The sequence below is a fragment of the Streptomyces sp. NPDC055815 genome (genome assembly GCF_053616475.1).
Map to the genome: position 1 here is coordinate 55,724 of NZ_JBSHDU010000041.1, position 23,321 is coordinate 79,044.

Consider the following 23,321-nt stretch of genomic DNA (forward strand, 5'->3'; position numbering starts at 1 on the left):
GGGTCCAGGCGCGGAACGCGGAGGCGCCGCGGAAGGGCGCCGTCCCGTGTGCCCACCCTCCCCCAAGCTCTCGGCTTCGCTCGAGCAGGGGGGACCCCCACGCCCCAGCGGGACGATTGCCCACACGGGCGTGAGCACCGCCCAGCCGGGCGCGGGCCCGCACGGGCGTGGGCGCCGCCCAGCCGGGCGTGGGCCCGCACGGGTGTGGGGTCAGCTCGCCGCGGGTGGGGCGGCCGTCGGCGGGGTCGTGTCCGGGCGTTCTCGGAGGTCGGGGGTGCAGCGGTACCTCTTCGGGGCGTACTGGCCCGGCCCACCCAGCAGCACCGTGTGCCCCCCCGCCCCCGCCGAGCTCTCCGCGAACGTGCAGACCAGCTGCGACAGGGCCGTCGGCGCCAGGTCCTCCGGCTGCCGGCTCAGCCGCAGCGTGCCCGCCGGGTCGCCCCGGTGCCCGCCGGCGACCGTCAGCGGCCCCCGTACCTCGGTCGTGAAACCGGCCTCCCGCTCGCTCTCCGAGGGCTCGGCGAGCAGCTGCGCCAGCAAGCCCCCGGCGGTCCGCACCGGATCGCCGCCCGCCTTCTCCTCCGGCAGCGGCGACTTGCGGTCCACCGCCTCCAGCTGCGAGCCGCAGACCAGGAACACCCGGACCGGCACCCCCTGTGCCGCCGCCTCGGACGTACCGTCGTCGGTGACGCTGCACGGGACCCGCGACGGCGCCGCGCCCGCGTCGACCGGGACCGAGGTGGTCCGGATGCCGCAGCCGGTGAGCAGGGCCGTGAGGGCGACCGCCGGGACCAACAGACGACGCCTCATGCTTCCTCCTCCTCGCCCTGGCTGCTGCGGGTCTGCACCTCGCGCGTGATCCCCGAGGCGTCCAGCGGCAGCCGAAGGACGAACACCGCGCCGTCGACCTCGCCGTCCTCGCCGACCGAGTTCGACGCCGTGATGGAACCGCCGTGGATCAGCGCGTTCTCCATGGCGATCGACAGGCCGAGCCCGCTGCCGTCGGACCGCGGCCGGGACGCGCTCGCCTTGTAGAAGCGGTCGAAGACGTGGGGGAGTACTTCCTCGGGGATGCCGGGTCCGTGGTCCCGTACCGCGATGACCAGCTCTTCCTCGTCCGTGCGGACCGACACCCGCACCGGCGAGCCGCCGTGCTTGAGCGCGTTCCCGATCAGGTTCGCCAGGATCACGTCGAGGCGGCGCGGGTCGAGCGGCGCGACGATCCCGCGCTCCGCGTCGAGCTCCACCGCGTCCAGCCAGGCGCGCGCGTCGATGCACGCGGTGATCTGGTCGGCGATGTCCACGTCGTCGAGGACGAGCCGCGCGGTGCCCGCGTCGAAGCGGGTCACCTCCATCAGGTTCTCCACCAGGTCGTTGAGGCGCCGGGTCTCGCTCACCACGAGCGCGACCGCCGGGGCGATCATCGGGTCGAGGGAGTCCTGTTCGTCCTCCAGGACCTCGGTGACGGCCGTCAGGGCGGTCAGCGGGGTCCGCAGCTCGTGCGACATGTCGGCGACGAACCGCCGGGAGGACTCCTCCCGCGCGCTCATGTCCGCGACCTTCTTCTGCAGCGACTCGGCCGCGCTGTTGAACGTACGGGACAGATCGGCGAGTTCGTCGGCGCCGGAGACCCGCAGCCGGGTGTCGAGCTTGCCCTCGCCGAGCTGCCGGGCCGCCTCGCCGAGCCGGTGCACGGGACGCAGCACGGTCGTCGCCGCGACCTGCGCGAGCAGCACCGAGCCGGCCACCGCGAGCGCGGTGGCGATCCCCAACGACCAGGCGAGCGAGTTCAGATCGGCCTTCTCCGCGGCCAGCGACTTGAACATGTACCCGGCGGGGCCACCGCCGTCGATCCGTGTCCCGCCGACCAGGTACGGCGTCCCGTTCCGTTCCGTACGCTGCCAGAACAGGTGGTACGGATAGGCGTTGACGTCCGTTACCTGCCGCTTCGTGTCCACGGCGTCCTGGAGGGAGCGCGGCACGTCGGCCAGCGTGAAGTCGTCCGGGTCCGAGGCGCCGACGATCGGCTTGCCCGCGGCCCGCTCGCCGAGCAGCAGCACCTGGTAGTCGGCGCCGCCGCTCGCCATCTGCTCGGCGGTCCGCCGCAGGTCGTCCTGGGTGGGCCGGAGCGGCAGCGTCGCCGCCCGGTTCTGCATCTCCTGCCGGAAGTCGTTGAGCGCCCCGTCCTGGGTACGGGTCAGCACCGCCTCACGGTTCAGCCAGTACGCGATGCCGGAGGCGGCGACGGCCGCGGTGAGCGCGACGAGGGCGAAGACGACGACGAGCCGCAGCCGCAGGCTCGAGAGCCGCAGCCGCGCGTAGATCCCTTTGCTCACGCAGGGACGTCCAGCCGGTAGCCGACCCCGCGGACGGTACGGATCAGCGTCGGCGAGGACGGCACGTCCTCCACCTTGGCGCGCAGCCGCTGCACACAGGCGTCGACGAGCCGCGAGTCGCCCAGGTAGTCGTGCTCCCACACGAGCCGCAGCAACTGCTGCCGGGACAGCGCCTGTCCGGGCCGCCGGCTCAGCTCCAGGAGCAGCCGCAGCTCGGTCGGGGTCAGCTGGAGGTCCTCGCCGTTCTTGGTGACCGTCATCGCCGAACGGTCGATGACCAGCGAGCCGTACGTCGCCGAGTCCGTCGACTCGCGCTCCCCGCGCCGCAGCACGGCCCGGATGCGGGCGTCCAGGACCCGCCCCTGCACCGGCTTGACGACATAGTCGTCGGCGCCGGACTCGAGGCCGACGACCACGTCGATGTCGTCGCTGCGCGCGGTCAGCAGGATGATCGGCAGCTGGTCGGTCCGGCGGATGCGCCGGCAGACCTCGAAGCCGTCGATGCCGGGCAGCATGACGTCGAGCACGACCAGGTCCGGCCGCTGCTCACGCAGCAGCTGGAGGCCGTCCTCGCCCGTGGCGGCGGTGGCCACCCGGTGACCCTGCCGGGACAGGGAGAGTTCGAGGGCCGTCCGGATGGCGTCGTCGTCCTCGATCAGCAGCAGAAAAGGCACGCCGTCATTCTGGCCCATTGGGCCGTCCGAGATCGACCGGTCGGCGACTCGCTTCTGTTCCGTTCCCTGTGACACGGCTGTGACAGTCGGCGGACAACGCCATGAAGTCCGGCGGGCAAGCTTCTTGGCACACGGACCGAAACACACTCCAACCGACGGGGGGCGCGAGATGAACGCACTGCACAGCACCACCTCAAGCGCAGTTGTCACGCGTCTCCACGACGTCGTGCGGAGCACGGAGAAGTCCGGCGGGATGAACGGGCGGGGGTGCGTTCGGACCGTCGGGCGTCAGCGCAAGGCGCCGTACATGGTGGCCGTTGCTGACGGGGGAGCGGCGTACGGGGAGGTCACGGGGGAGCGCACGAGCTGCTCGGAAGCCGAGTTCACGGCTTACGTGCAGGAGCGTCGTGCCTCCCTGTACGCCACCGCCTACCACCTCACCGGTGACCGTTTCGAGGCCGAGGACCTGCTCCAGAGCGCGCTGTTCTCCACGTACCGCGCCTGGGACCGGATCAGCGACAAGGCGGCCGTGGGCGGCTACCTGCGTCGCACCATGACGAACCTGCACATCAGCGCCTGGCGCCGGCGCAAGCTCAACGAGTACCCGACCGAGGAGCTGCCGGAGACGGTCGGCGAGACGGACGCGATGCGGGGCACGGAGCTGCGCGCGGTCCTGTGGCAGGCCCTGGCCCGGCTGCCCGAGCTCCAGCGGACGATGCTGGTGCTGCGCTACTACGAGGGCCGTACGGATCCGGAGATCGCGGAGATCCTGGACATCAGTGTCGGCACGGTGAAGTCGAGCATCTGGCGCTCGCTGCGGCGACTGCGCGAGGACGAGGTGCTGAGCTTCGGCCGTGACGAGGAGGAGTCCTTCGGCGAGCTGGTGGCCTGAAGGTCGGGGGGACACGCCCGGTAGGGGCCCACGGGGGAAACGGGGGCCTTGCCGGGACGGGGGAAACACGGGGGAACCGTACGGGGGTACGGGGAAACACGAAGCGGGTCGTACGAGTCCGGGGGGTCTCGTACGGCCCGCTTCGTGCGTCGCGGCTAGACCGGCGTGCGGTGGCGGCCCGCCGCCGCGGCGGCCAGGCGGCCCAGGGCTTCCGGCTTCGCGCAGGGATGGGCGCCGAGCGCGGTCTGGCGGGCGACGATCGCGCGCTCGGCGCGCATCAGGCGCCAGCCGCGGCGCAGCAGGAACGGGACGGACTTGCGGCCCTCGCGCAGGTCGCGAAGCAGCCGGCGGCGGAACGTCGTCGAGGGGCGGCCCCGCAGGCACAGCGCGTCCGCGAGGACGTCCAGGTCACGGCAGCGGTTCACGATCTCGGCCGCGAAGATGCCCTCCGCCACGAAGAGCGGCGTCCGCGCGATGTCGAGGCGCTCCCGGTCCACCCGGGAGCTGGTGGCGATGTCGTACACGGGGACGTCGGTCCGCCCCGTACGGCACAGCTCGACGATCGCGGCGACGGCGGCGTCCGCGTCCCAGGACCGTGGGGAGTCCCAGTCGATGTCCGTGGAGCCGTCGACGAGTGGGAGCGACGGGTCGTCGGCCTCCTTGTAGAAATCGTCGAGGCGCAGGACCGGAAGGCCGGTGACGGCGGCGAGGGACGACTTGCCGGAGCCGGAGGGGCCCGCGAGCAGGACGACCCGGGTCGGGATCGGTTGGGAACTCACGGAACACCAGTGTGAGGCATTCCCCCGTCCAGGGGACCACCGAGGACGGCCGTTGGTATCGAGCATCACACCTCGACTACTGTCGGTGCCCGCCCGCTCACCCCCTGGAAGGATCCCCATGGCGCGTCACGCAGACCACCGGACCCCCCGTCGCAGCGCCCTGCTCAAGGCCGGTCTCACCGTCACGGCGGCGGGTGCGGCGATGCTCGGGGCGGGTGCCGGGGCGCAGGCCGCCGCCGCCGTGCCGCTGCCCGTCGACTCGCTGAGCCGGACGGACGCCGCCGCGGCCGGGGCCGGCGCGCTGGAGGGCGTGACCCACGGCGTGGGCCCGCTGACCCGGCTCCAGCTCGACCCGCTGGCCAACACGGGCGTGGACCCGCTCGACAACGGCCTCGGCACCCAGGTCGCCGACTTCAAGCCGATCGGCACCAACCTGGTCACCGACCACGTCACGAAGGGCGGGGCAGTGGCCGACCTGCCGCTGGCCGGTCCGCTGACGCGGGGTCTGCTTCCGTAGCGTCGCGCAGCGGGACCTCGCGTACGAGCCAGGCCACCGCGAACGCCAGGGCGGCGAGCACGGCCGTGCCGAGCAGCACCCCGTGCACGCCGCTGGTCACCGCCGCCCGCAGGCCCTCCCGTACCGGCTCCGGCAGTCCTGCGGCCTGGGCCGGGGTCAGGTTCGGGTCGGTCCCCGCGAGGCGCGCGGTGAAGACGGCGCCGAGGGCCGCGACGCCCAGGGAGCCGCCGAGGGTGCGGACGAGCGTGACGGTGCCGCTCGCCGCGCCCATGTCCCGGGGCGGGGCGCTGTACATCGTGATGAGCAGGGTCGACTGCATGAGGAAGCCCATGCCGGCGCCCGGGATCACGGTGAGCGCGGACGCGACGGCCGTCGGGGTGTCCACGTCGAGCAGGAGCAGCGCGAGCGCGCCCGCGGTCATGAGCCCGCCGCCGAGGATCGGGTAGATCCGGTAGCGGCCGTCGCGCGCGATCAGCCGGCCGGTGACGAGCTGGACGCCGACCATGCCGAGCATGAGCGGCAGCAGGAGCAGTCCGCTCGCCGTGGACGTCCGGCCGCTGACGAACTGGAAGTACTGCGGCAGGTAGTTCATCGCGGCGATCATGCCCGCGCCGACGAGCAGGCTCAGTATCTGCGCGAGGGCGAAGTTCCGGCTGTGGAACAGCCGGGGCGGGATCACCGGCTCGGTGGCGCGCCGCTCGGTCCTGACGAACAGGGCGAGGGCGGCGACGGCGGTCGCGGCCAGGGCGAGGATGCCCGGCGAGGTCCAGGCGTACCGCGTTCCGCCCCAGGTCGCGAGCAGGGTCAGGGCGAGGATGCCGGTGGTGAGGAGCAGGGCCCCGGCCACGTCCACGCGGGCCCGGACGCGCGGGGTGCGGACGCGCAGCCCGAGGGAGACGAGCAGCAGCGCGGCGATGCCGACGGGCAGGTTGACGTAGAAGGCCCAGCGCCAGTTCAGGTGGTCGGTGAGCAGTCCGCCGAGGAGCGGGCCGCCGGCGAAGGCGACCGGGAGCATCGCGCCGGTGATCGCCTGCACCTTCGGGCTGTCCTGCGGGGAGACGACGGTGCCGATCAGGGCGAAGGCGCCGACCATCAGGCCGCCGGCGCCGACGCCCTGGAGGGCGCGGAAGGCGATGAGCTGGTCCATGGTCTGGGCGAGGCCGGAGAGGACGGAGCCGGCGAGGAAGACGGCGACGGCGGTGAGGTAGGCGCCCTTGCGTCCGTACAGGTCGCCGGCCTTGCCCCACAGGGGTGTGCTGACGGCGGCGGTGAGGAGGTAGGCGGTGACCACCCAGGACAGCCGGTCGAGGCCGCCGAGTTCGCCGGCGACGGTGGGGAGCGCGGTGCCGACGATCGTGCCGTCGAGGGTGCCGAGGACGATGCCGAGCATGAGTCCGGTGAGGCCCGGGTAGGGGAGCGGCTTTCGCTGGTCGGTCATGGTCAGGCTCCGTACGGCTTCTTGGCGCGGGCCTCGCGGAGGGCGTCGGCCCACCAGACGAGCCGTTCGAGCATCGCCTTCGCGGCGGTGTCGGCGCCCGGGTCGACGGCCTTGCCCTCGGCGTCGAACTGACCCCAGACGCCGGCGAGTCCGACCGACTCGCGGAGGGTGACGGCGTGCAGTTCGGCGAAGACCCCGCGCAGGTGCTCGACGGCGCGCAGGCCGGCCGAGAAGCCGCCGTAGGAGACGAAGGCGACGGGCTTGGCGTGCCACTCCTTGTTGTGCCAGTCGATCGCGTTCTTCAGGGACGCGGGGTAGCTGTGGTTGTACTCGGGTGTGACGACGACGAAGGCGTCGGCGGCGGCCAGGCGCGGGGACACCGCCCGCAGGAGGGCCAGGTCGGCCTCGTCGGCGGGGGCCTGGCCGAGGTGCGGGAAGACCGTGGGCAGCGGGGTCTCGGCGAGGTCGATCACGTCGACGGCCAGGTCGGGGCGGTCGGTGGCGTGGCCGGCGAGCCAGTGCGCGACGGTCGGGCCGAGGCGGCCTTCGCGGGTCGAGCCCTGGATGACGGCGAGGCGGAGCGGCGTGCTCATGGGTCCCCCTGGAGAGAGCGGTTGTGTACGACGTACACCGATGGGTGTACAACGTACACGTCGGTGTGTACGGCGTCCACAAGGCATACGCTGTACGCGACACAAGGAGGCCGGAGTGGCGAAGAAGGACGAGACGGACCGCGTCTCGCTGTGGGAGCGGCTCGATCGGCCCGCGGCGCCCAGGGCCTCCCTCACCCCGGGCCGGATCGCCGAGGTCGCGATCGGGATCGCGGACCGCGAGGGATTCGCCGCCGTCACCATGCGGAAGGTCGCCGCCGAACTGGGCGTCGCGCCCATGGCCGCGTACCGGCACGTCGACGGCAAGGACGAGCTGTGGGCGCTCATGGTCGACCGGGTCTCCAGCGAGATGGAGCCCCCCGAGCCCGGCGAGGGCTGGCGGGACACCCTGCGGACCCACGCGCACCGCACCCGCGAAGGGATGCTCCGCCACCCCTGGCTCGCCCAGCTGCCGACCCCGCTCTTCGCCCTCACCCCGAACCGGCTGGCGGCGGCCGAGCGGCAGCTGGCCTCGCTCGACGGCCTGGGCCTCGACGTCGACACGATGATGGCGGCGTTCCGCGCGGTCGGCGCCTATGTGCACGGGGCCGTGCAGGCGGAGGTCGCCGTCGCCCTGTACATGAAGGAGCAGGGCTGGGCGAACGCCGACGAGACCCGCCGGGGGCTCGCCCCGCAGATGACGTACCTGCTCGGCACCGGCCGCTACCCGACCTACCGGACGTACGCCCTCGGCGCGGCCCGCAAGGACGACGCGGGCTGGCTGTTCGAGACGGGGCTCGAGTGCGTGCTCGACGGGGTCGCGGGCCTGATCGAGCGCGGCGGCGCATGACGAACGGCCCCCGGGTGATCCCGGGGGCCGTTCGTCATGGGGGTCCTAGTACGAGGAGCCGCTCGCGCCCAGCGAACCCGTGGGGTGCCAGACCGTCTTCGTCTCCAGGAACGCGGTCATGCGGTCCGTGCCGGGGGACTCGGCGAAGTCCTCCTCGGTACGGGGGCGCAGGACGCGCTTCAGGTTGTCCGCCGCCGCGATCTCCAGGTCGCGGGCCAGGCCGGTGTCCGCGCCCGTCAGGTCGATCGCGTTGACGTCCTGGTGGGCCGCGAGGTGCGGGCCCATCTCGGCGGCCTTGCCGGAGAGGATGTTGACCACGCCGCCGGGGAGGTCGGAGGTGGCCAGGACCTCGCCCAGGGAGAGGGCCGGCAGCGGGGACTTCTCGCTTGCGATGACCACCGCCGTGTTGCCCGTCGCGATGACCGGGGCGATCACCGAGACCAGGCCGAGGAAGGACGAGTCCTGCGGGGCCACGACCGTGACGACACCCGTGGGCTCCGGGGTCGACAGGTTGAAGTACGGGCCCGCGACCGGGTTCGCGCCGCCCACGACCTGGGCGATCTTGTCGGTCCAGCCCGCGTACCAGACCCAGCGGTCGATCGCCGCGTCGACGACCACGGCCGCCTTCGACTTCGACAGGCCCTCCGCGTCCGCGACCTCGCGGACGAACTGGTCCCGGCGGCCCTCCAGCATCTCGGCGACGCGGTAGAGGATCTGGCCGCGGTTGTACGCGGTCGCGCCCGCCCAGCCGCCGAAGGCCTTGCGGGCCGCGACGACCGCGTCACGCGCGTCCTTGCGGGAGGAGAGCGGCGCGTTCGCCAGCCACTTGCCCTTCGAGTCGCTCACCTCGTACACCCGGCCGCTCTCGGAGCGGGGGAACTTGCCCCCGACGTACAGCTTGTAGGTCTTGAAGACACTGAGGCGCGTCACATCAGACATCGAGGTAGGCCTCCAGACCGTGGCGGCCGCCCTCGCGGCCGAAGCCCGACTCCTTGTAGCCGCCGAACGGCGAGGTCGGGTCGAACTTGTTGAACGTGTTGGCCCAGACGACACCGGCCCGGAGCTTGGAGGCGACCGCCAGGATGCGGGAGCCCTTCTCCGTCCAGATGCCCGCCGACAGGCCGTACTGGCTGTTGTTGGCCTTCGCGACCGCCTCGTCGGGCGTACGGAAGGACAGCACCGACAGGACCGGGCCGAAGATCTCGTCGCGGGCGATGCGGTGCGCCTGCGTGACGTTCGTGAAGAGCGTCGGGGCGAACCAGTAACCGGCCGACGGGATCTCGCACGCGGCGGTCCAGCGCTCGGCGCCCTCCGCCTCGCCCTGCTCCACGAGCGAGGTGATGCGGGCCAGCTGCTCCGAGGAGTTGATGGCGCCGATGTCGGTGTTCTTGTCGAGCGGGTCGCCCAGACGGAGGGTGCTCAGGCGGCGCTTGAGGCTGTCGAGCAGCTCGTCCTGGATCGACTCCTGGACGAGGAGGCGCGAGCCCGCGCAGCAGACCTGGCCCTGGTTGAAGAAGATGCCGTTGACGATGCCCTCGACGGCCTGGTCGATCGGGGCGTCGTCGAAGACGATGTTGGCGCCCTTGCCGCCCAGCTCCAGGGTGACCTTCTTGTGCGTGCCGGCGACGGAGCGCGCGATCGACTTGCCGACCGCCGTCGAACCGGTGAAGGCGACCTTGTTCACGTCCGGGTGCTCGACCAGCGCGGCGCCCGCCTCCCCGTACCCGGGAAGGATGTTGACGACGCCCTTCGGCAGCCCGGCCTGGCGGCAGATGTCCGCGAAGAACAGGGCGGAGAGCGGGGTCGTCTCGGCCGGCTTCAGGACGACCGTGTTGCCGGTCGCGAGCGCCGGGGCGATCTTCCACGCCAGCATGAGCAGCGGGAAGTTCCACGGGATGACCTGGCCGGCCACGCCGAGCGGCTTCGGGTTCGCCCCGTAGCCGGCGTGGTCGAGCTTGTCGGCCCAGCCCGCGTAGTAGAAGAAGTGGGCCGCGACCAGCGGGAGGTCCGCGTCGCGGGTCTCCTTGATCGGCTTGCCGTTGTCCAGGGTCTCCAGGACGGCCAGCTCACGGCTGCGCTCCTGGATGATCCGGGCGATCCGGAAGAGGTACTTGGCGCGCTCCGAACCGGGCAGCGCCGACCACTTCTCGAAGGCCTTGCGGGCCGCCTTCACCGCGCGGTCGACGTCCTCGGTGCCCGCCTGGGCGATCTCGGAGAGGACCTCCTCGGAGGACGGGGAGACGGTCTTGAAGACCTTGCCGTCGGCGGCGTCGACGAACTCGCCGTCGATGAAGAGGCCGTAGCTCGGCGCGATGTCGACGACCGAGCGCGATTCCGGTGCCGGTGCGTACTCGAATGCAGATGCCATGTTGATCAGTCCACCGTCACGTAATCGGGGCCGGAGTAACGGCCGGTCGCCAGCTTCTGGCGCTGCATCAGCAGGTCGTTGAGCAGGCTGGAAGCGCCGAAGCGGAACCAGTGGTTGTCCAGCCAGTCCTCACCCACGGTCTCGTTGACGAGAACCAGGAACTTGATCGCTTCCTTGGTGTTGCGGATGCCGCCGGCCGGCTTCACGCCGATCTGCACGCCGGTCTGCGCGCGGAAGTCGCGCACGGCCTCCAGCATGAGGAGGGTGTTCGCCGGGGTGGCGTTGACCGCGACCTTGCCGGTCGAGGTCTTGATGAAGTCCGCGCCGGCCATCATGCCGAGCCAGGAGGCACGGCGGATGTTGTCGTACGTGGACAGCTCACCGGTCTCGAAGATCACCTTGAGGCGGGCGCGGTCGCCGCACTCCGCCTTGATCGCGGCGATCTGCTCGAAGACCTCCAGGTACCGGCCGGCGAGGAAGGCGCCACGGTCGATGACCATGTCGATCTCGTCGGCGCCGGCGGCGATGGCGTCGGCGGTGTCGGCCAGCTTCACGGGGAGCGCGGCGCGCCCGGCCGGGAAGGCGGTGGCGACCGAGGCGACCTTGACGCCCGAGCCCGCGACGGCGGCCTTGGCGGTGGCCACCATGTCGGGGTAGACGCAGACGGCGGCGGTCTTCGGGGTCGTGCGGTCGGTCGGATCGGGGTTGACGGCCTTGGCGGCGAGCGCCCGGACCTTGCCCGGGGTGTCCGCACCTTCGAGCGTCGTCAGGTCGATCATGGAAATGGCCAGGTCGATGGCGTACGCCTTGGCCGTGGTCTTGATCGAGCGGGTGCCGAGGGACGCGGCGCGCGCCTCCAGGCCGACGGCGTCGACGCCGGGCAGCCCGTGGAGGAAGCGGCGCAGCGCACTGTCGGACGTGGTCACGTCGGCGAAAGCGGATGCTGCGGATGCAGTGGTGGGCATGGTCACCAGTCGAGCATATCTACGCGCGTAGCGACCTGTACAGGGGTGGCCCTTCATGGAGCCCGAGGTCACAGGGGGTCCGACGGCGTGGTGACTCCTGTCACACGCTCGTGACATGGAGCGGACGCCTCCCCCATACAAGATCAATAGATTCTTATCAGCAGCCAGCGAGACCTCACCGGCCCTTCCCGATCGAGATGTCAGCCAGGCATGCGGCTCTTCCTCATCCATCCGTGACCTGCTTCAGGAGTCGTTATGCGCACCGCCCTTCGCACCGCCCTTGCCGCCGCGCTCGTCGCCGGCGTCGCCGCCAGCCCGGTCCTCGCGGCCGGCAACGCCTTCGCCGCCGGGACGACCCCGGCGCCGACGGCCACCGCGAGTGCGAAGGCCACCGTGCCGGCGAAGGCCGCCGCGCCCGCCGACGCCCCGGTCCGCACCGTCGAGCTCGCCGGCGGCCTGTCCGCCAAGGTGTACGCCAAGGGCGACCAGCACCCCTACTTCACCGCCACCGTCCTCAAGGGCGGCACGGTCCTCGGCGAGCTGAAGGCCGGCGCCGGCTACCCGCAGCAGGACACCAAGGTCTTCGTCGGATACGCGGTGACCCTGGACTTCGAGGGCAAGGTGACCGCCGTCGCCGTCGACGCGAACGGAACCCTGGTCCGCACCGTCCAGCTCGCCGGCGGCCTGTCGGCCAAGGTGTACGCCAAGGGCGACCAGCACCCGTACTTCACCGCCACCGTCCTCAAGGGCGGCACGGTCCTCGGCGAGCTGAAGGCCGGCGCCGGCTACCCGCAGCAGGACACCAAGGTCTTCGCCGGCTACTCGGTGACCCTGACCTCCGAGGGCGAGGTGACCGCGACCGCGTCCGGCACCACCCCGCAGGGCACCCTCGTCCGGACCGAGACCCTCATCAACGGCACGATCGCCAAGATCTACAAGATCAAGGACCTGCACCACCGCGCCGAGCTCTTCTACCAGGGCAACCCGGTCGGCGTCCTCGACGCCATCACCCGCCCCGTCGCCGGCAACGACAACGGCGAGTTCTTCGTCCTCTTCGAGGACGGCCGCACCCTCAACTGGGACCGCAACTACGTCCCCGGCGCCGAGCCCGGCATGTACGTCCTCGCCGACGGCACCGTCCTGGAGCTCGCCAAGAAGGACGGCCGCTACGGCCTCCAGCTCATCGAGAACGGCCACGGCCGCGGCTTCACCTACCTGGCCGGCTCCCGCCAGGTCTGGGTCTACGGCAAGGCGGTCGTCGTCCTGGAGCAGGACGGAGGCTTCGCGGCCTACATCCAGGGCTCCACGAAGCAGGCCGCCCCGGAGCTCATCCAGAAGGGCTCCAAGCCCGCCCCGGGCCCCGTCGTCACCGTCGGCACGTGCACGGTCCAGCAGGACATCCCCTCGGTCTTCGCGCTGCTGACCGTGACGCTCACCAACGACCTGGAGAAGGGCCCGAAGGCCGTCCTCAAGGACGAGGCCGGCAAGCCGATCGTCACCGTCGACCGCGCGCACCCGGCCGACCCGGGCCAGGGCCTCACGATCAAGGGCGCGAACACGACCACCCCGCAGCTCGGCCAGCGCACCCAGGGCGGCGACACGCCGTACCAGTGGACCGCCTTCCCGAAGCTCCCCAAGGGCTGCGAGAAGGACGCCGCCGGCACCCCGGCGGGCAACAACGGCACCACCACCAACACCGGGCAGACCTCCGTCATCCCGCAGGGCGGCGTCGCGGCCGGTGCCGAGCTCGGCACCGAGGGCGACTCCACCGCCCTGATCGCGGCCGGCGCGGGCGCGGCCTCCCTCGCCGCCGCGGGCCTCGGCTTCGTCGTCCTCCGCCGCCGCGCGGGCTCCCGCGCCTGATCGGTACGGGATCGAGCGCCCGGTCCGTACGGGATCGCGCGCCTGATCCCCACGGGAGCCGGCGCCCGGTCCGTACCCGAGCGGCGCGCTCGGTCCCGTAACCCTCCTCCTGCCCTGACCCGAGCAGGTGACACCCCACCCCAGGCCGGTCGCCGCGTCCCGCGCGGCGGCCGGCCACACCCCTTCTCCCAGCCCGCCCGGAGCCGTCCCGTGAGCCGTCGCCCCGCCCGTACCCGTACCGCCGCACTCGTCCTCGTGGCCGCCCTCGCCGCCCTCACCGGCTGCTCCGCGGCGGCGGACACCACCCCGCCCGCCCACATCGCGGAGGCCACCGCCCCCGCGCCGACCGCGAGCGCGGCCCCCGTGAAGCCGATGGCGCGGTCCCTGCCCGTCCGGGTGCGGGTGCCCGCGGCCGGGGTCGACACCGGGCCCGTCCTCTCGCTCGGCCTGAACGCGGACGGCACCGTCGAGGTGCCCTCCGTCGCCGACGCCGACCGCGTCGGCTGGTACGACAAGGGCGTCACCCCCGGGCAGACCGGGCCCGCCGTCCTCATCGGCCACTTCGACACCGCCCGCGGCCCGGCCGTCCTCAAGAACGTCTCCAAGGTCCGCGTCGGCGACGAGATCACCGTGACCCGCGCCGACGGCACGACCGCCGTCTTCCGCGTCCGGGAACTGGAGCAGGTCGACAAGGACGCCTTCCCGACGGCCAAGGTCTACGGCAACACGACCCGCCCCGAGCTGCGCCTCGTCACCTGCGGCGGCGAGCTGGTCGACGGCCACCGCCCCGACAACATCATCCTGTACGCGGATCTCGTGGCCGCGCGGGCCGCCTGAGCCCCCACCCGCCCCCCTGAGGCACAATCGGCGGCATGACGACCCCCGAGCCCAGCCACGAGCCGAGCCCAGAGCAGCCGTCCGCAGGAAAGACCCCCGCGGGACAGACCCCCGCCGACAAGGTCTTCCGGTCGCCCCTCGGGGTCGCGAGCGGAGTGTTCCTGCTGCTCCTCACGGCCTTCTTCGCCGGGGACTCGATGGTCCGCGGCGAGGGCCGCACGCCCTGGATCGCGCTCGCGGTCCTCGTCCTCGCCGTCCCGCTGATCGTCGCCTTCACGATCAGGCCCGCCGTGTACGCCAACGACGACCGGCTCCGGATCCGCAACCCCTTCCGCACGATCGTGCTGCCCTGGGCCACCGTCGCCGACGTCCGCGCCGGCTACTCCAGCGAGGTCTTCACCCAGGACGGCGCCAAGTACCAGCTGTGGGCGATCCCCGTCTCGCTGCGCCAGCGGAAGAGGGCCGCCCGCCAGGCCGCCCGCGCCTCCCAGGACGACCCGCACGGCCGTACCTCCGTCACCGCCGACGTACGGGACGCCGCCTCCCGCACCGCCCCCAGCGACAAGACCATCGCCGACCTGCGCGAGCTCGCCGAGCTGCGCGCCGGGACCCCGGGCGCGCAGGGCGAGCCGCAGGTGCACTGGGCGTACGAGATCGTCGGCCCCGCCGTGGCCGGGCTGCTGCTCCTCGTCATCCTGCTCGCGACGGGCTGAGCCGCACCCCCGTCTCCCGGCTGGACGTCCCGGGGCTGAGCCCCGTCAGGGCGCGCCCTCCCACACCAGGAGCATGTGGCCGCCCAGCCACGCCGAGGAGAGCGCCGCCCCCGCGAGGACGAGGGCGGCGACGTGCCACCGCGCGCGGGCGATCCCCACGGCGAGCGGCAGCAGCAGCGGGAAGCCCGGCAGCAGGAAGCGGGCGCGCGGGAACCAGACGCCGCCGCTGCCGAGGACCACGAGCAGCAGCACCCCCGTGAACACGAGCAGCGGCAGCGGCTGCCGGTCCACGAGACCGCACACGTACAGCGCGGCGGACAGCACGAGCACCACCGACACCACGGTCAGGAAGAACGGCGGGGACGCGCTGTGGACGAGGTACCGGCGCAGCGCCCGCAGCGTCACCGCGCCGCCGTCCCACTCGTTCCCCCAGCGCCGCTGCACCTCGAAGTAGCCGTCCCAGCGGCCCCGGACGAGCGCCACCCACCCGACGTACCCGAGCCAGCCGAGGGGCGCCGTCAGGGCGGCGGCCAGGGCCCGCCGCTCGCGCCGGGCGGCCAGGAGCCCCGCCACGCCGACCGCCGCCGCGACCGCGAGCCCCGTCGGCCGGGTCAGCCCGGCGGCCACCGCGAGTCCTGCGGCCCACGCCCAGCGCCCGCCGAGCACCGCGTACAGCGCCCAGGCGGCGAGCGCCGTGAACAGCGACTCCGTGTATCCCAGCCACTGCACGGCGGCCACCGGCGAGGCGCCCCACAGGACGGCGAGGACCGTGCCGGTGCGGCGTCCGTGCAGCCGGTCGCCGACCGCGAACACCCCCCAGGCGGCGAGCAGCGAGCACACCACCGCGAGCCCGAGGGCGACCGAGGCGCGGGAGCCGGGGAGGACCGCCGAGAGGAGCCGGACGAGCCCGGGGAAGAGCGGGAAGAAGGCGAGGTTCCGGGGGAAGGACGGCTGGGTCGTGTACCCGTGACCGGCGATGTCCAGGTACCAGAGCGAGTCCCACGTCCGGGCGAGCAGCGGCCACAGGCCGTGCCCCTTCAGATGCGCCCAGCGGGCGAGCACCGCGAGCCCCAGGAGCCGTACTGCCAGGAAACCGAGCAGCGCCGGGGCCGCGCGCCGCAGCGCGCCGCCCGCTCGGGCCTCGGGGGCGGCACGGGGGGCGGGGACGTACGGCACGGGGCGGGTGACGGACACCGGGTCACCCTGGCGCGCGCCCCCGGCGTGCGGTCCACGCTTTACGTCACGTGCCGTACGGGGTTCACCCGGACGGGCGAGGGCCGGTACGGATTCCCTTCCGTACCGGCCCCCGGCGATGTCCTACGGCCCGATGCCTACGGCCCGATGCCTACGGCCCGATGTCCTACGGCCCGATGTCCTACGGGCCGATGTCCTACAGCCCGGCGGCCTCGGACAGATCCCGCTTGATCGCGGCGAGGATCTCGGCGCCCTTCGCGCGGGCGGTCGCCAGCTCGCTGCCGTCGCCGACCGGGACGACGACCTCCAGGTAGCACTTGAGCTTGGGCTCGGTGCCGGAGGGGCGGACGATCACCCGGGCCTTGTAGTCGCCCTCCAGGTGGTAGCGGAGACCGTCCGTCGGCGGGAGGGACTCGGTGCCCTTCGTCAGGTCCTCGGCCGAGACGACCGTGAGACCGGCGAGCCGGACCGGGGGACGCTCGCGGAGCGTGGCCATCGCGTTCGCGATGATCCCCAGGTCCTCGACGCGTACGGACAGCTGGTCCGTGGCGTGCAGGCCGTGCGCCACCGCCAGGTCGTCGAGCAGGTCGGTGAGGGTCCTGCCCTGCTCCTTGAGCACCGAGGCCAGCTCGGTGACGAGCAGCGCCGCCGTGATGCCGTCCTTGTCGCGGACGCCCTCCGGGTCGACGCAGTAGCCGAGCGCCTCCTCGTAGCCGTACCGCAGTCCGTCGACGCGGGCGATCCACTTGAAGCCGGTCAGGGTCTCCTCGTAGCCGACGCCCGCGGCCTCGGCGATGCGGCCGAGGAGGGAGGAGGACACGATCGACTCGGCGAAGACGCCCGTGGCGCCCTTGTGCACCAGGTGCGCGGCGAGCAGCGCGCCGACCTCGTCGCCGCGGAGCATCCGCCAGCCGCCCTCGACGTCCGCGTCGGGCACGGCGACGGCGCAGCGGTCGGCGTCCGGGTCGTTCGCGATGACGAGGTCGGGGTCCACGGCCCGGGCGGCCTCGAAGGCCAGGTCCATGGCGCCCGGCTCCTCCGGGTTCGGGAAGGCGACCGTCGGGAAGGCGGGGTCCGGGTCGGCCTGCTCGGCGACGAGCGCGGGCGGCGGGAAGCCGGCCCGGTCGAAAGCGGCCGTCAGGACCTCCTTGCCGACGCCGTGCATGGCCGTGTAGACGGTCCGCGCGGTCCGGGGGGAGCCGGGGGTCAGGACGGCGTCCGTACGCTCCAGGTAGGCCGTCAGGACCTCGTCCCCGAGGGTCTCCCAGCCGGACTCGGGCCGGGGCACGTCGTGCAGCGAGCGGACGGCCTCGATCTCGGCGGCGATCTCCGCGTCGGCCGGCGGGACGATCTGCGAGCCGTCGCCCAGGTAGACCTTGTAGCCGTTGTCGCGCGGCGGGTTGTGGCTCGCGGTCACCTCGACACCGGCGACGGCGCCCAGATGCCTTATGGCGTACGCGAGGACGGGCGTCGGCAGCGGGCGGGGGAGGACCGCCGCGCGCAGTCCGGCGCCGGTCATCACGGCGGCGGTGTCGCGGGCGAAGTCGGCGGACTTGTAGCGGGCGTCGTAGCCGATGACGACGAGGCCGCCCTCCTGGCCCTTCGCCTTCAGGTACGCGGCGAGGCCGGCGGCGGCCCGGATGACGACCGAGCGGTTCATCCGCATGGGCCCGGCGCCGAGCTCACCGCGGAGCCCGGCCGTGCCGAACTGCAGGGTGCCGCTGAACCGGGCGGCGAGCTCGTCGCCCGCGTCGGCCTCGATGAGCCGCGCGAGCTCCTCGCGGGTCTCGCTGTCGGGATCCTCGGCGAGCCAGGCCTGGGCCCGGGTGAGGAGATCGTCCTGCGTCACGGTGTGCCTTTCGGAGGTGCGGGCGGGAGGGGCCGTGGGGTGGGTGCGTGGATGCGTGGGTGCGGGTGGGTGGGCCGCTGCGCGGAGCCTTCCCCCACCCCGCCCCTTCCCGAAACGGGGGGCGGGCCCCCAGCCCCCGTACGGCCTGCGGCCGTGCCCTCGAACGCCGGGCGGGCTGGATCTCCAGCCCGCTGGGGGTCCCCCCGCGCCGCCAGGCGCAGGGGGAGCTTGAGGAGCGGGGTCCGGGGCGGAGCCCCGGTGACGGGAACCGTCAGATCCGGTCCAGGACCCGCGTCAGCAGCTCGCCCATGCGGGCCGCCGAGTCGCGGCCGGCCTGGAGGACCTCCTCGTGGTTCAGCGGCTCGCCCGAGAGCCCCGCCGCCAGGTTGGTGACGAGGGAGATGCCGAGGACCTCGGCGCCGGCCTCGCGGGCCGCGATGGCCTCCAGGACGGTGGACATGCCGACGAGGTCGCCGCCGAGCACGCGGACCATGTTGATCTCGGCCGGGGTCTCGTAGTGCGGGCCGGGGAACTGGACGTACACGCCCTCCTCCAGCGTCTCGTCGACCTCCTTGCACAGCGCGCGCAGGCGCGGCGAGTACAGGTCCGTCAGGTCGACGAAGTTCGCGCCGACGATCGGGGAGGCGGCCGTGAGGTTGATGTGGTCGCTGATCAGGTACGGCTGGCCGGGGCGCATGCCCTCGCGGAGGCCGCCGCAGCCGTTGGTGAGGACGACGGTCTTGCAGCCGGCGGCGACGGCGGTGCGGACGCCGTGGGCGACGGAGGCGACGCCCCGGCCCTCGTAGAAGTGGGTGCGGCCGAGGAAGACCAGCGCGCGCTTCTCACCGATCTTGTACGAGCGGACCTTGCCGCCGTGGCCCTCGACGGCCGGCGGCGGGAAGCCGGGCAGCTCGGTCACCGGGAACTCGGCCTCGGGGGCACCCAGGGCTTCGACGGCGGGCGCCCAGCCGGAGCCCATGACCAGGCCGACGTCGTGGTTCTCGACACCGGTCAGCTCGCGAAGACGTGCGGCAGCGGCCTCGGCGGCCTCGTACGGGGTGGCAGTTGCGTTCACTGACTCTCTCGCCTCGGGGAGGGGGGTCCGAGGGGAGCCCCGGACGGATTTGGTACGCGAAGCAGCGTAGCCGGAGAATTCCTACGCGCGTAGATGACGATGCTGACGGACATGCGATCGTTGTCTTGTCGTTTCCGACGAATGGGGGATTCCGGTCGCCCGGTCGGATCAACATGGCCGGATCGGCGCGGTCGGACCGGCCCCGGCAGCCCGGCCGGATCGGCGCGGTCGTACCGGCCCCGGCGGCCCGGCCGGATCAGCAGGGCCGCTTCCGCAACTCCATCACGTAGTCGTGCGGCGCGCCCGCCGACTCGGCCGCGTCCGCGACCTCGCCCAGGTACCGCGCGGACGGCAGCCCGCCCTCGTACGCGTTGAGGACGTACACCCAGGCCGGCTCCTCGCCGTCCAGGGTGTGCACCCGCACCCGCATCCGCCGGTAGATGTCGAGGCCCACGCCCTCCCAGCGGTCCATGGAGTCCTCGTCCATCGGCGCGATGTCGTACAGCGCCACGAAGACCTGGGAGCGGGGGGCCTCCACGATGGTGGCCAGCGCTCCCTCCCAGCCCATCTGCTCTCCGCCGAAGGTCAGCCGCCAGCCGTTCAGCCAGCCGGTGCCGCGCAGCGGGGAGTGCGGTGCGCGGCGGCTCATCAGCCGCGCGTCGAGGTTGCCGGCGAAAGCGGCGTAGAGCGACATGGGACCGAGGGTACGGGAGGGGGCGGGCTGCCCGGAGAACCGCGAGGCGGCGGCCGTACGGGGGGCTCCGGAGGCCCCGGCGCGAGGCAGTGCCCGGCGTGCGGGAGAATGGGGTACGCACTTGAAGCGTGCGGGACAATGGCGTACGCACTGCACCCCAGCGGGGGGACCCCCCGGCAGAACGAGAGCGCGAGGCGTAGATCCCAGTGACCCGGATCGTGATCATCGGCGGCGGACCCGGCGGATACGAGGCGGCCCTGGTGGGCGCCCAACTCGGCGCGGAGGTGACCGTCGTGGACTGCGACGGCCTCGGCGGCGCGTCCGTCCTGACCGACTGCGTCCCCTCGAAGACCCTGATCGCCACCGCCGAGGTGATGACCACCTTCGACTCCTCCTACGAGGAGCTGGGCATCATCGTCGCGGACGACACCCCGCACATCGAGCAGGCCGCTCGTGTCGTCGGCGTGGACCTCGGCAAGGTGAACCGACGGGTGAAGCGCCTCGCGCTCGCCCAGTCCCACGACATCACCGCCTCCGTGACCCGGGCCGGCGCCCGGGTCCTGCGCGGCCGCGGCCGGCTCTCCGGCCGGCAGGCCGTGGACGGCTCGCGCCAGGTGGTCGTCACCGCCGCCGACGGCACCGAGGAGACGCTGACCGCCGACGCCGTGCTGATCGCGACGGGTGCCCACCCGCGCGAGGTGCCCGACGCCAAGCCGGACGGCGAGCGCATCCTGAACTGGACGCAGGTCTACGACCTGAAGGAGCTCCCCGAGGAGCTCATCGTGGTCGGTTCCGGTGTCACCGGTGCCGAGTTCGCGGGTGCCTACCAGGCGCTGGGTTCCCGCGTCACGCTCGTCTCGAGCCGTGACCGCGTGCTCCCGGGCGAGGACCCGGACGCGGCCGCCGTCCTGGAGGACGTCTTCCGGCGCCGCGGCATGAACGTCATGGCCCGCTCCCGCGCCGAGTCCGCCAAGCGGGTCGGCGACCGGGTGGAGGTCACCCTCGCGGACGGCCGGGTCATCTCCGGCACGCACTGCCTGATGGCGGTCGGCGCGATCCCGAACTCGGCCGGGATGGGCCTGGAGGAGGCGGGGGTCAAGCTGAAGGACTCCGGCCACATCTGGACCGACAAGGTCTCCCGTACCTCCGCCCCCGGCGTGTACGCCGCCGGTGACGTCACCGGCGTCTTCGCGCTCGCCTCGGTCGCCGCGATGCAGGGCCGGATCGCGATGTACCACTTCCTCGGCGACGCGGTGGCCCCGCTGAACCTGAAGACGGTCTCGTCGAACGTCTTCACCGACCCGGAGATCGCGACCGTCGGCTACACCCAGGCCGACGTGGACGCGGGCAAGATCGACGCCAAGGTCGTCAAGCTGCCCCTCCTCCGCAACCCCCGCGCGAAGATGCAGGGCATCAGGGACGGCTTCGTGAAGATCTTCTGCCGCCCGGGCACCGGCATCGTGGTCGGCGGCTGTGTCGTCGCGCCCAAGGCGAGCGAACTGATCCATCCGATCTCGATCGCGGTCGACAACAATCTGACGGTCGAACAGATCGCAAATGCTTTCACCGTGTACCCCTCCCTGTCGGGCTCGATCGCGGAAGTGGCACGGCAGTTGCACACCCGAAAGGCGACGGGCGAGGCGTAACGCCTCCGCCCGGGCCCGCTCCCGCCTGCGGGAACGGTTCGCCCAGTCGGACAACCCCCGGCAATCCCGGGCATAGAACGATCAACGACGGGGTCTCCCATACCACTTGGAGGCCCCGTCCGTGCGCATCTTCTGCAATTCGGCGCATACTGCTGAAAAGTATCGGCCGGTCACGTTACTGTCAGTTTCGTGTTCGCTGCAGAACGTCGCCAGTTGATCCTCGAAATGGTGCGAGCCAATGGGGCCGTGTCGCTCCGCGAGCTCGCCCGCGTCGTCCAGACCTCTGAAGTGACCGTACGGAGAGACGTACGGGCCCTTGAGGCAGAAGGACTCCTCGACCGCCGCCACGGCGGTGCGGTGTTGCCGGGCGGATTCACGCGAGAATCCGGCTTCCCGCAGAAATCCCATCTCGCCACAGCGGAGAAGACGGCCATCGCCGACGTCGCCGCGAGCCTCGTCGAAGAGGGCGAGGCCATCGTCGTCGGCGCCGGGACGACCACGCAGGAGCTGGCCCGCCGGCTCGCCCGCGTGCCCGGCCTCACCGTCGTCACCAACTCCCTGCTCGTCGCCCAGGCCCTCGCCCACGCCAACCGGGTCGAGGTCGTCATGACCGGCGGCACCCTGCGCGGCTCCAACTACGCGCTCGTGGGCAGCGGGGCCGAGCAGTCGCTCCAGGGGCTCCGGGTCTCCCGGGCGTTCCTCTCCGGGAGCGGCCTGACCGCCGAGCGCGGGCTCTCCACGTCCAACATGCTCTCCGCGAGCGTGGACCGGGCCCTCGTGCAGGCGGCGGCGGAGGTCGTGGTCCTCGCCGACCACACCAAGCTGGGCTCCGACACCATGTTCCAGACGGTGCCGACCGACGTCATCACCCGCCTGGTGACCGACGAGCCCCCGGCCCACGACGAGCGGGCCGCCACCGAGCTCCAGGCCCTCGCCGACCAGGGCGTGCAGATCGCCGTCGCCGGTACGGGCGCGGCCACCGGCCCCTCGGGCGGCGACCAGCTCCCCCCGGGCGCCCGGCCCCGCCGTGACGTGCCGCTCCCCGTCCAGCGCGGACGGATGGCGGCCGGTCAGTTCCGGGGCGGCCCGGGCGGCGGCATGGCCGCGGAGACGCTGGAACGCACGGCCCGGGTCGCGGACATGCGCCGCCGCTGACGTCAGTACCTCAGCCGCAGTACCCGAGGGACCCTCCCCCAGGGGTCCCACGCCGAACCACCGGCCCCAGCTCAGCCCTTCAAGCCCCGCAGCGTCAGCGCGAGCAGACGGTCCGCCAGCTCCGCGTCCTCCGGGCACTGTTCAGCCGCCAGCGCGATCGCGTTGGTCAGCTGCATCAGGTCGCCGATCGACACATCGGCCCGCACCTGCCCCGCCTTCCGGGCCCTTTCGAGCAGCCGCTCGCCCGCCGCGCGCAGCGGATCGCTGCACCGCGCCAGGGCCGAACTCCGGTCGTACGAGGCGGACATCAGCGCGTGCGCGAGCCCCCGGTACTCGCCGGCGTGCGCGATCAGAGCCCGCAGCCACTCCACCAGCGCCGCGCACGGCGCATCGGCCTCCGCCAGCTCCCGCGAGCGGTCGAGCAGTTCGGCCAGCGCCTCCTGGAAGACCGCGTTCAACAGGTCGGCCCGGGTGGGGAAATGCCGGTAGAGGGTGCCGATGCCCACGCCCGCCCGGCGCGCGACCTCCTCCAGGGGCGCGTCCGCGCCCTGTTCCGCGAAGGCGGCGCGGGCTTCGATGAGCAGTCGCTCGTGGTTGCGGCGTGCGTCGGCGCGCATGTGCGCGGGCCCTCCCCTCGACGAAGGGCCCGCAGGCGGCTGCCTGCGGGCCCTTCGTACGGTACTGCGTGCGACGGTCAGTCCTTGATGTCGCAGATGGTGGCGCCGGAGGTGACGGAGGCGCCGACCTCGGCGCTCAGGCCCTTCACGGTGCCGGAACGGTGGGCGTTCAGCGGCTGCTCCATCTTCATGGCCTCCAGGACGACGATCAGGTCGCCCTCCTTGACCTCCTGGCCCTCCTCGACCGCGACCTTCACGATCGTGCCCTG

The 23,321-nt window shown here is 72.7% G+C and carries 23 protein-coding genes; 8 read left to right on the plus strand and 15 right to left on the minus strand.

Features of this window, described 5'->3' with window-relative positions; all coding sequences use genetic code 11:
* Positions 1 to 210: 210 nt before the first annotated feature.
* The 3 genes from ACWGN5_RS24785 to afsQ1 are packed head-to-tail and all read right to left on the minus strand — an operon-like array spanning position 211 to position 3,010.
* A complete protein-coding gene (locus ACWGN5_RS24785) occupies positions 211 to 810 on the minus strand; it encodes a hypothetical protein (protein WP_453518836.1) in 600 nt (199 codons plus the stop codon).
* Positions 807 to 2,336, minus strand: a complete 1,530-nt coding sequence (locus ACWGN5_RS24790; protein ID WP_453518838.1) for an ATP-binding protein — start codon at positions 2,334 to 2,336, stop codon at positions 807 to 809. The genes ACWGN5_RS24785 and ACWGN5_RS24790 overlap by 4 nt, the downstream gene beginning before the upstream one ends.
* Complete coding sequence (gene afsQ1 / locus ACWGN5_RS24795) at positions 2,333 to 3,010, minus strand: two-component system response regulator AfsQ1 (protein WP_017239746.1); 678 nt, start codon at positions 3,008 to 3,010, stop codon at positions 2,333 to 2,335. Before afsQ1 ends, ACWGN5_RS24790 begins: the two co-directional genes overlap by 4 nt.
* A 169-nt stretch (positions 3,011 to 3,179) precedes the next feature.
* On the opposite strand from afsQ1, the gene ACWGN5_RS24800 reads away from it, so the two are divergent.
* On the plus strand, positions 3,180 to 3,902 hold the full coding sequence (locus ACWGN5_RS24800) for a SigE family RNA polymerase sigma factor (RefSeq protein ID WP_392150915.1): 723 nt from the start codon (positions 3,180 to 3,182) through the stop codon (positions 3,900 to 3,902).
* A gap of 155 nt (positions 3,903 to 4,057) precedes the next feature.
* Here the strand turns inward: ACWGN5_RS24800 and ACWGN5_RS24805 are convergent, their stop codons facing one another.
* Positions 4,058 to 4,747 (minus strand): ATP-binding protein, encoded by a 690-nt coding sequence (locus ACWGN5_RS24805; protein WP_453518841.1) that lies wholly within the window; start codon positions 4,745 to 4,747, stop codon positions 4,058 to 4,060.
* 52 nt (positions 4,748 to 4,799) lie between these two features.
* On the opposite strand from ACWGN5_RS24805, the gene ACWGN5_RS24810 reads away from it, so the two are divergent.
* Entirely contained in the window at positions 4,800 to 5,198 is a 399-nt protein-coding gene (locus ACWGN5_RS24810; protein ID WP_453518842.1) for a hypothetical protein, read from the plus strand.
* On the opposite strand, the gene ACWGN5_RS24815 is transcribed toward ACWGN5_RS24810, so the two are convergent.
* A complete protein-coding gene (locus ACWGN5_RS24815; RefSeq protein WP_453518844.1) occupies positions 5,131 to 6,636 on the minus strand; it encodes an MDR family MFS transporter in 1,506 nt (501 codons plus the stop codon). The two genes, ACWGN5_RS24810 and ACWGN5_RS24815, sit on opposite strands and share 68 nt — an antisense overlap.
* Before the next feature lie 2 nt (positions 6,637 to 6,638).
* Entirely contained in the window at positions 6,639 to 7,229 is a 591-nt protein-coding gene (locus ACWGN5_RS24820; protein ID WP_453518847.1) for an NADPH-dependent FMN reductase, read from the minus strand.
* 115 nt (positions 7,230 to 7,344) lie between these two features.
* Between ACWGN5_RS24820 and ACWGN5_RS24825 the strand changes: the two genes are divergently transcribed.
* On the plus strand, positions 7,345 to 8,076 hold the full coding sequence (locus ACWGN5_RS24825) for a TetR/AcrR family transcriptional regulator (RefSeq protein ID WP_453518849.1): 732 nt from the start codon (positions 7,345 to 7,347) through the stop codon (positions 8,074 to 8,076).
* A 45-nt stretch (positions 8,077 to 8,121) separates the two neighbouring features.
* Here ACWGN5_RS24825 and ACWGN5_RS24830 read toward each other — a convergent pair whose 3' ends face one another.
* Genes ACWGN5_RS24830 through deoC form a run of 3 tightly spaced genes read right to left on the minus strand, consistent with a single transcriptional unit; the run spans position 8,122 to position 11,409 of the window.
* Complete coding sequence (locus tag ACWGN5_RS24830) at positions 8,122 to 9,015, minus strand: aldehyde dehydrogenase family protein (protein ID WP_369146126.1); 894 nt, start codon at positions 9,013 to 9,015, stop codon at positions 8,122 to 8,124.
* Positions 9,008 to 10,444: an aldehyde dehydrogenase family protein gene (locus ACWGN5_RS24835; RefSeq protein ID WP_453518852.1), complete on the minus strand. Its 1,437-nt coding sequence runs from the start codon at positions 10,442 to 10,444 to the stop codon at positions 9,008 to 9,010. The genes ACWGN5_RS24830 and ACWGN5_RS24835 overlap by 8 nt, the downstream gene beginning before the upstream one ends.
* A 5-nt stretch (positions 10,445 to 10,449) precedes the next feature.
* Positions 10,450 to 11,409 (minus strand): deoxyribose-phosphate aldolase, encoded by a 960-nt coding sequence (gene deoC / locus ACWGN5_RS24840; RefSeq protein WP_352016886.1) that lies wholly within the window; start codon positions 11,407 to 11,409, stop codon positions 10,450 to 10,452.
* A 255-nt stretch (positions 11,410 to 11,664) separates the two neighbouring features.
* Here deoC and ACWGN5_RS24845 point away from each other — a divergent pair, with 255 nt between their 5' ends.
* The 3 genes from ACWGN5_RS24845 to ACWGN5_RS24855 all read left to right on the plus strand — a co-directional run bounded on the left by ACWGN5_RS24845 (position 11,665) and on the right by ACWGN5_RS24855 (position 14,822).
* The gene (locus tag ACWGN5_RS24845) at positions 11,665 to 13,272 is read left to right on the plus strand and encodes a hypothetical protein (protein WP_453518855.1); all 1,608 of its coding nucleotides are present in this window, start codon (positions 11,665 to 11,667) and stop codon (positions 13,270 to 13,272) included.
* Between the two features lie 210 nt (positions 13,273 to 13,482).
* Positions 13,483 to 14,109, plus strand: coding sequence for a class F sortase (locus tag ACWGN5_RS24850; protein ID WP_453518858.1), 627 nt, complete (start codon positions 13,483 to 13,485; stop codon positions 14,107 to 14,109).
* Positions 14,110 to 14,144: 35 nt separating this feature from the next.
* Positions 14,145 to 14,822 carry a PH domain-containing protein gene (locus tag ACWGN5_RS24855; protein ID WP_453518860.1) on the plus strand — a complete coding sequence of 226 codons (678 nt, stop codon included), beginning with the start codon at positions 14,145 to 14,147 and terminating at the stop codon, positions 14,820 to 14,822.
* Between the two features lie 45 nt (positions 14,823 to 14,867).
* Here ACWGN5_RS24855 and ACWGN5_RS24860 read toward each other — a convergent pair whose 3' ends face one another.
* The 4 genes from ACWGN5_RS24860 to ACWGN5_RS24875 form a co-directional block, all read right to left on the minus strand.
* Positions 14,868 to 16,016 carry a glycosyltransferase 87 family protein gene (locus ACWGN5_RS24860; RefSeq protein WP_453518863.1) on the minus strand — a complete coding sequence of 383 codons (1,149 nt, stop codon included), beginning with the start codon at positions 16,014 to 16,016 and terminating at the stop codon, positions 14,868 to 14,870.
* Positions 16,017 to 16,212: 196 nt separating this feature from the next.
* Positions 16,213 to 17,865, minus strand: a complete 1,653-nt coding sequence (locus tag ACWGN5_RS24865; protein ID WP_453518866.1) for a phospho-sugar mutase — start codon at positions 17,863 to 17,865, stop codon at positions 16,213 to 16,215.
* Positions 17,866 to 18,136: 271 nt separating this feature from the next.
* Entirely contained in the window at positions 18,137 to 18,940 is an 804-nt protein-coding gene (locus tag ACWGN5_RS24870) for a purine-nucleoside phosphorylase (protein ID WP_453518869.1), read from the minus strand.
* 256 nt (positions 18,941 to 19,196) lie between these two features.
* Positions 19,197 to 19,634 carry a gamma-glutamylcyclotransferase gene (locus tag ACWGN5_RS24875; RefSeq protein WP_017239758.1) on the minus strand — a complete coding sequence of 146 codons (438 nt, stop codon included), beginning with the start codon at positions 19,632 to 19,634 and terminating at the stop codon, positions 19,197 to 19,199.
* Positions 19,635 to 19,840: 206 nt separating this feature from the next.
* Between ACWGN5_RS24875 and ACWGN5_RS24880 the strand changes: the two genes are divergently transcribed.
* Positions 19,841 to 21,280 (plus strand): NAD(P)H-quinone dehydrogenase, encoded by a 1,440-nt coding sequence (locus ACWGN5_RS24880; protein WP_369146132.1) that lies wholly within the window; start codon positions 19,841 to 19,843, stop codon positions 21,278 to 21,280.
* Between the two features lie 225 nt (positions 21,281 to 21,505).
* Complete coding sequence (locus tag ACWGN5_RS24885) at positions 21,506 to 22,435, plus strand: DeoR/GlpR family DNA-binding transcription regulator (RefSeq protein ID WP_453518873.1); 930 nt, start codon at positions 21,506 to 21,508, stop codon at positions 22,433 to 22,435.
* A gap of 71 nt (positions 22,436 to 22,506) precedes the next feature.
* Here the strand turns inward: ACWGN5_RS24885 and ACWGN5_RS24890 are convergent, their stop codons facing one another.
* Together ACWGN5_RS24890 and ACWGN5_RS24895 are read right to left on the minus strand one after the other, a co-directional pair.
* Positions 22,507 to 23,052, minus strand: a complete 546-nt coding sequence (locus tag ACWGN5_RS24890; protein WP_369146133.1) for a TetR/AcrR family transcriptional regulator — start codon at positions 23,050 to 23,052, stop codon at positions 22,507 to 22,509.
* A gap of 77 nt (positions 23,053 to 23,129) precedes the next feature.
* Positions 23,130 to 23,321, minus strand: a 192-nt coding sequence (locus ACWGN5_RS24895; protein ID WP_453518877.1) for an acetyl-CoA carboxylase biotin carboxyl carrier protein subunit, incomplete at its 5' end; no start/stop codon positions are given.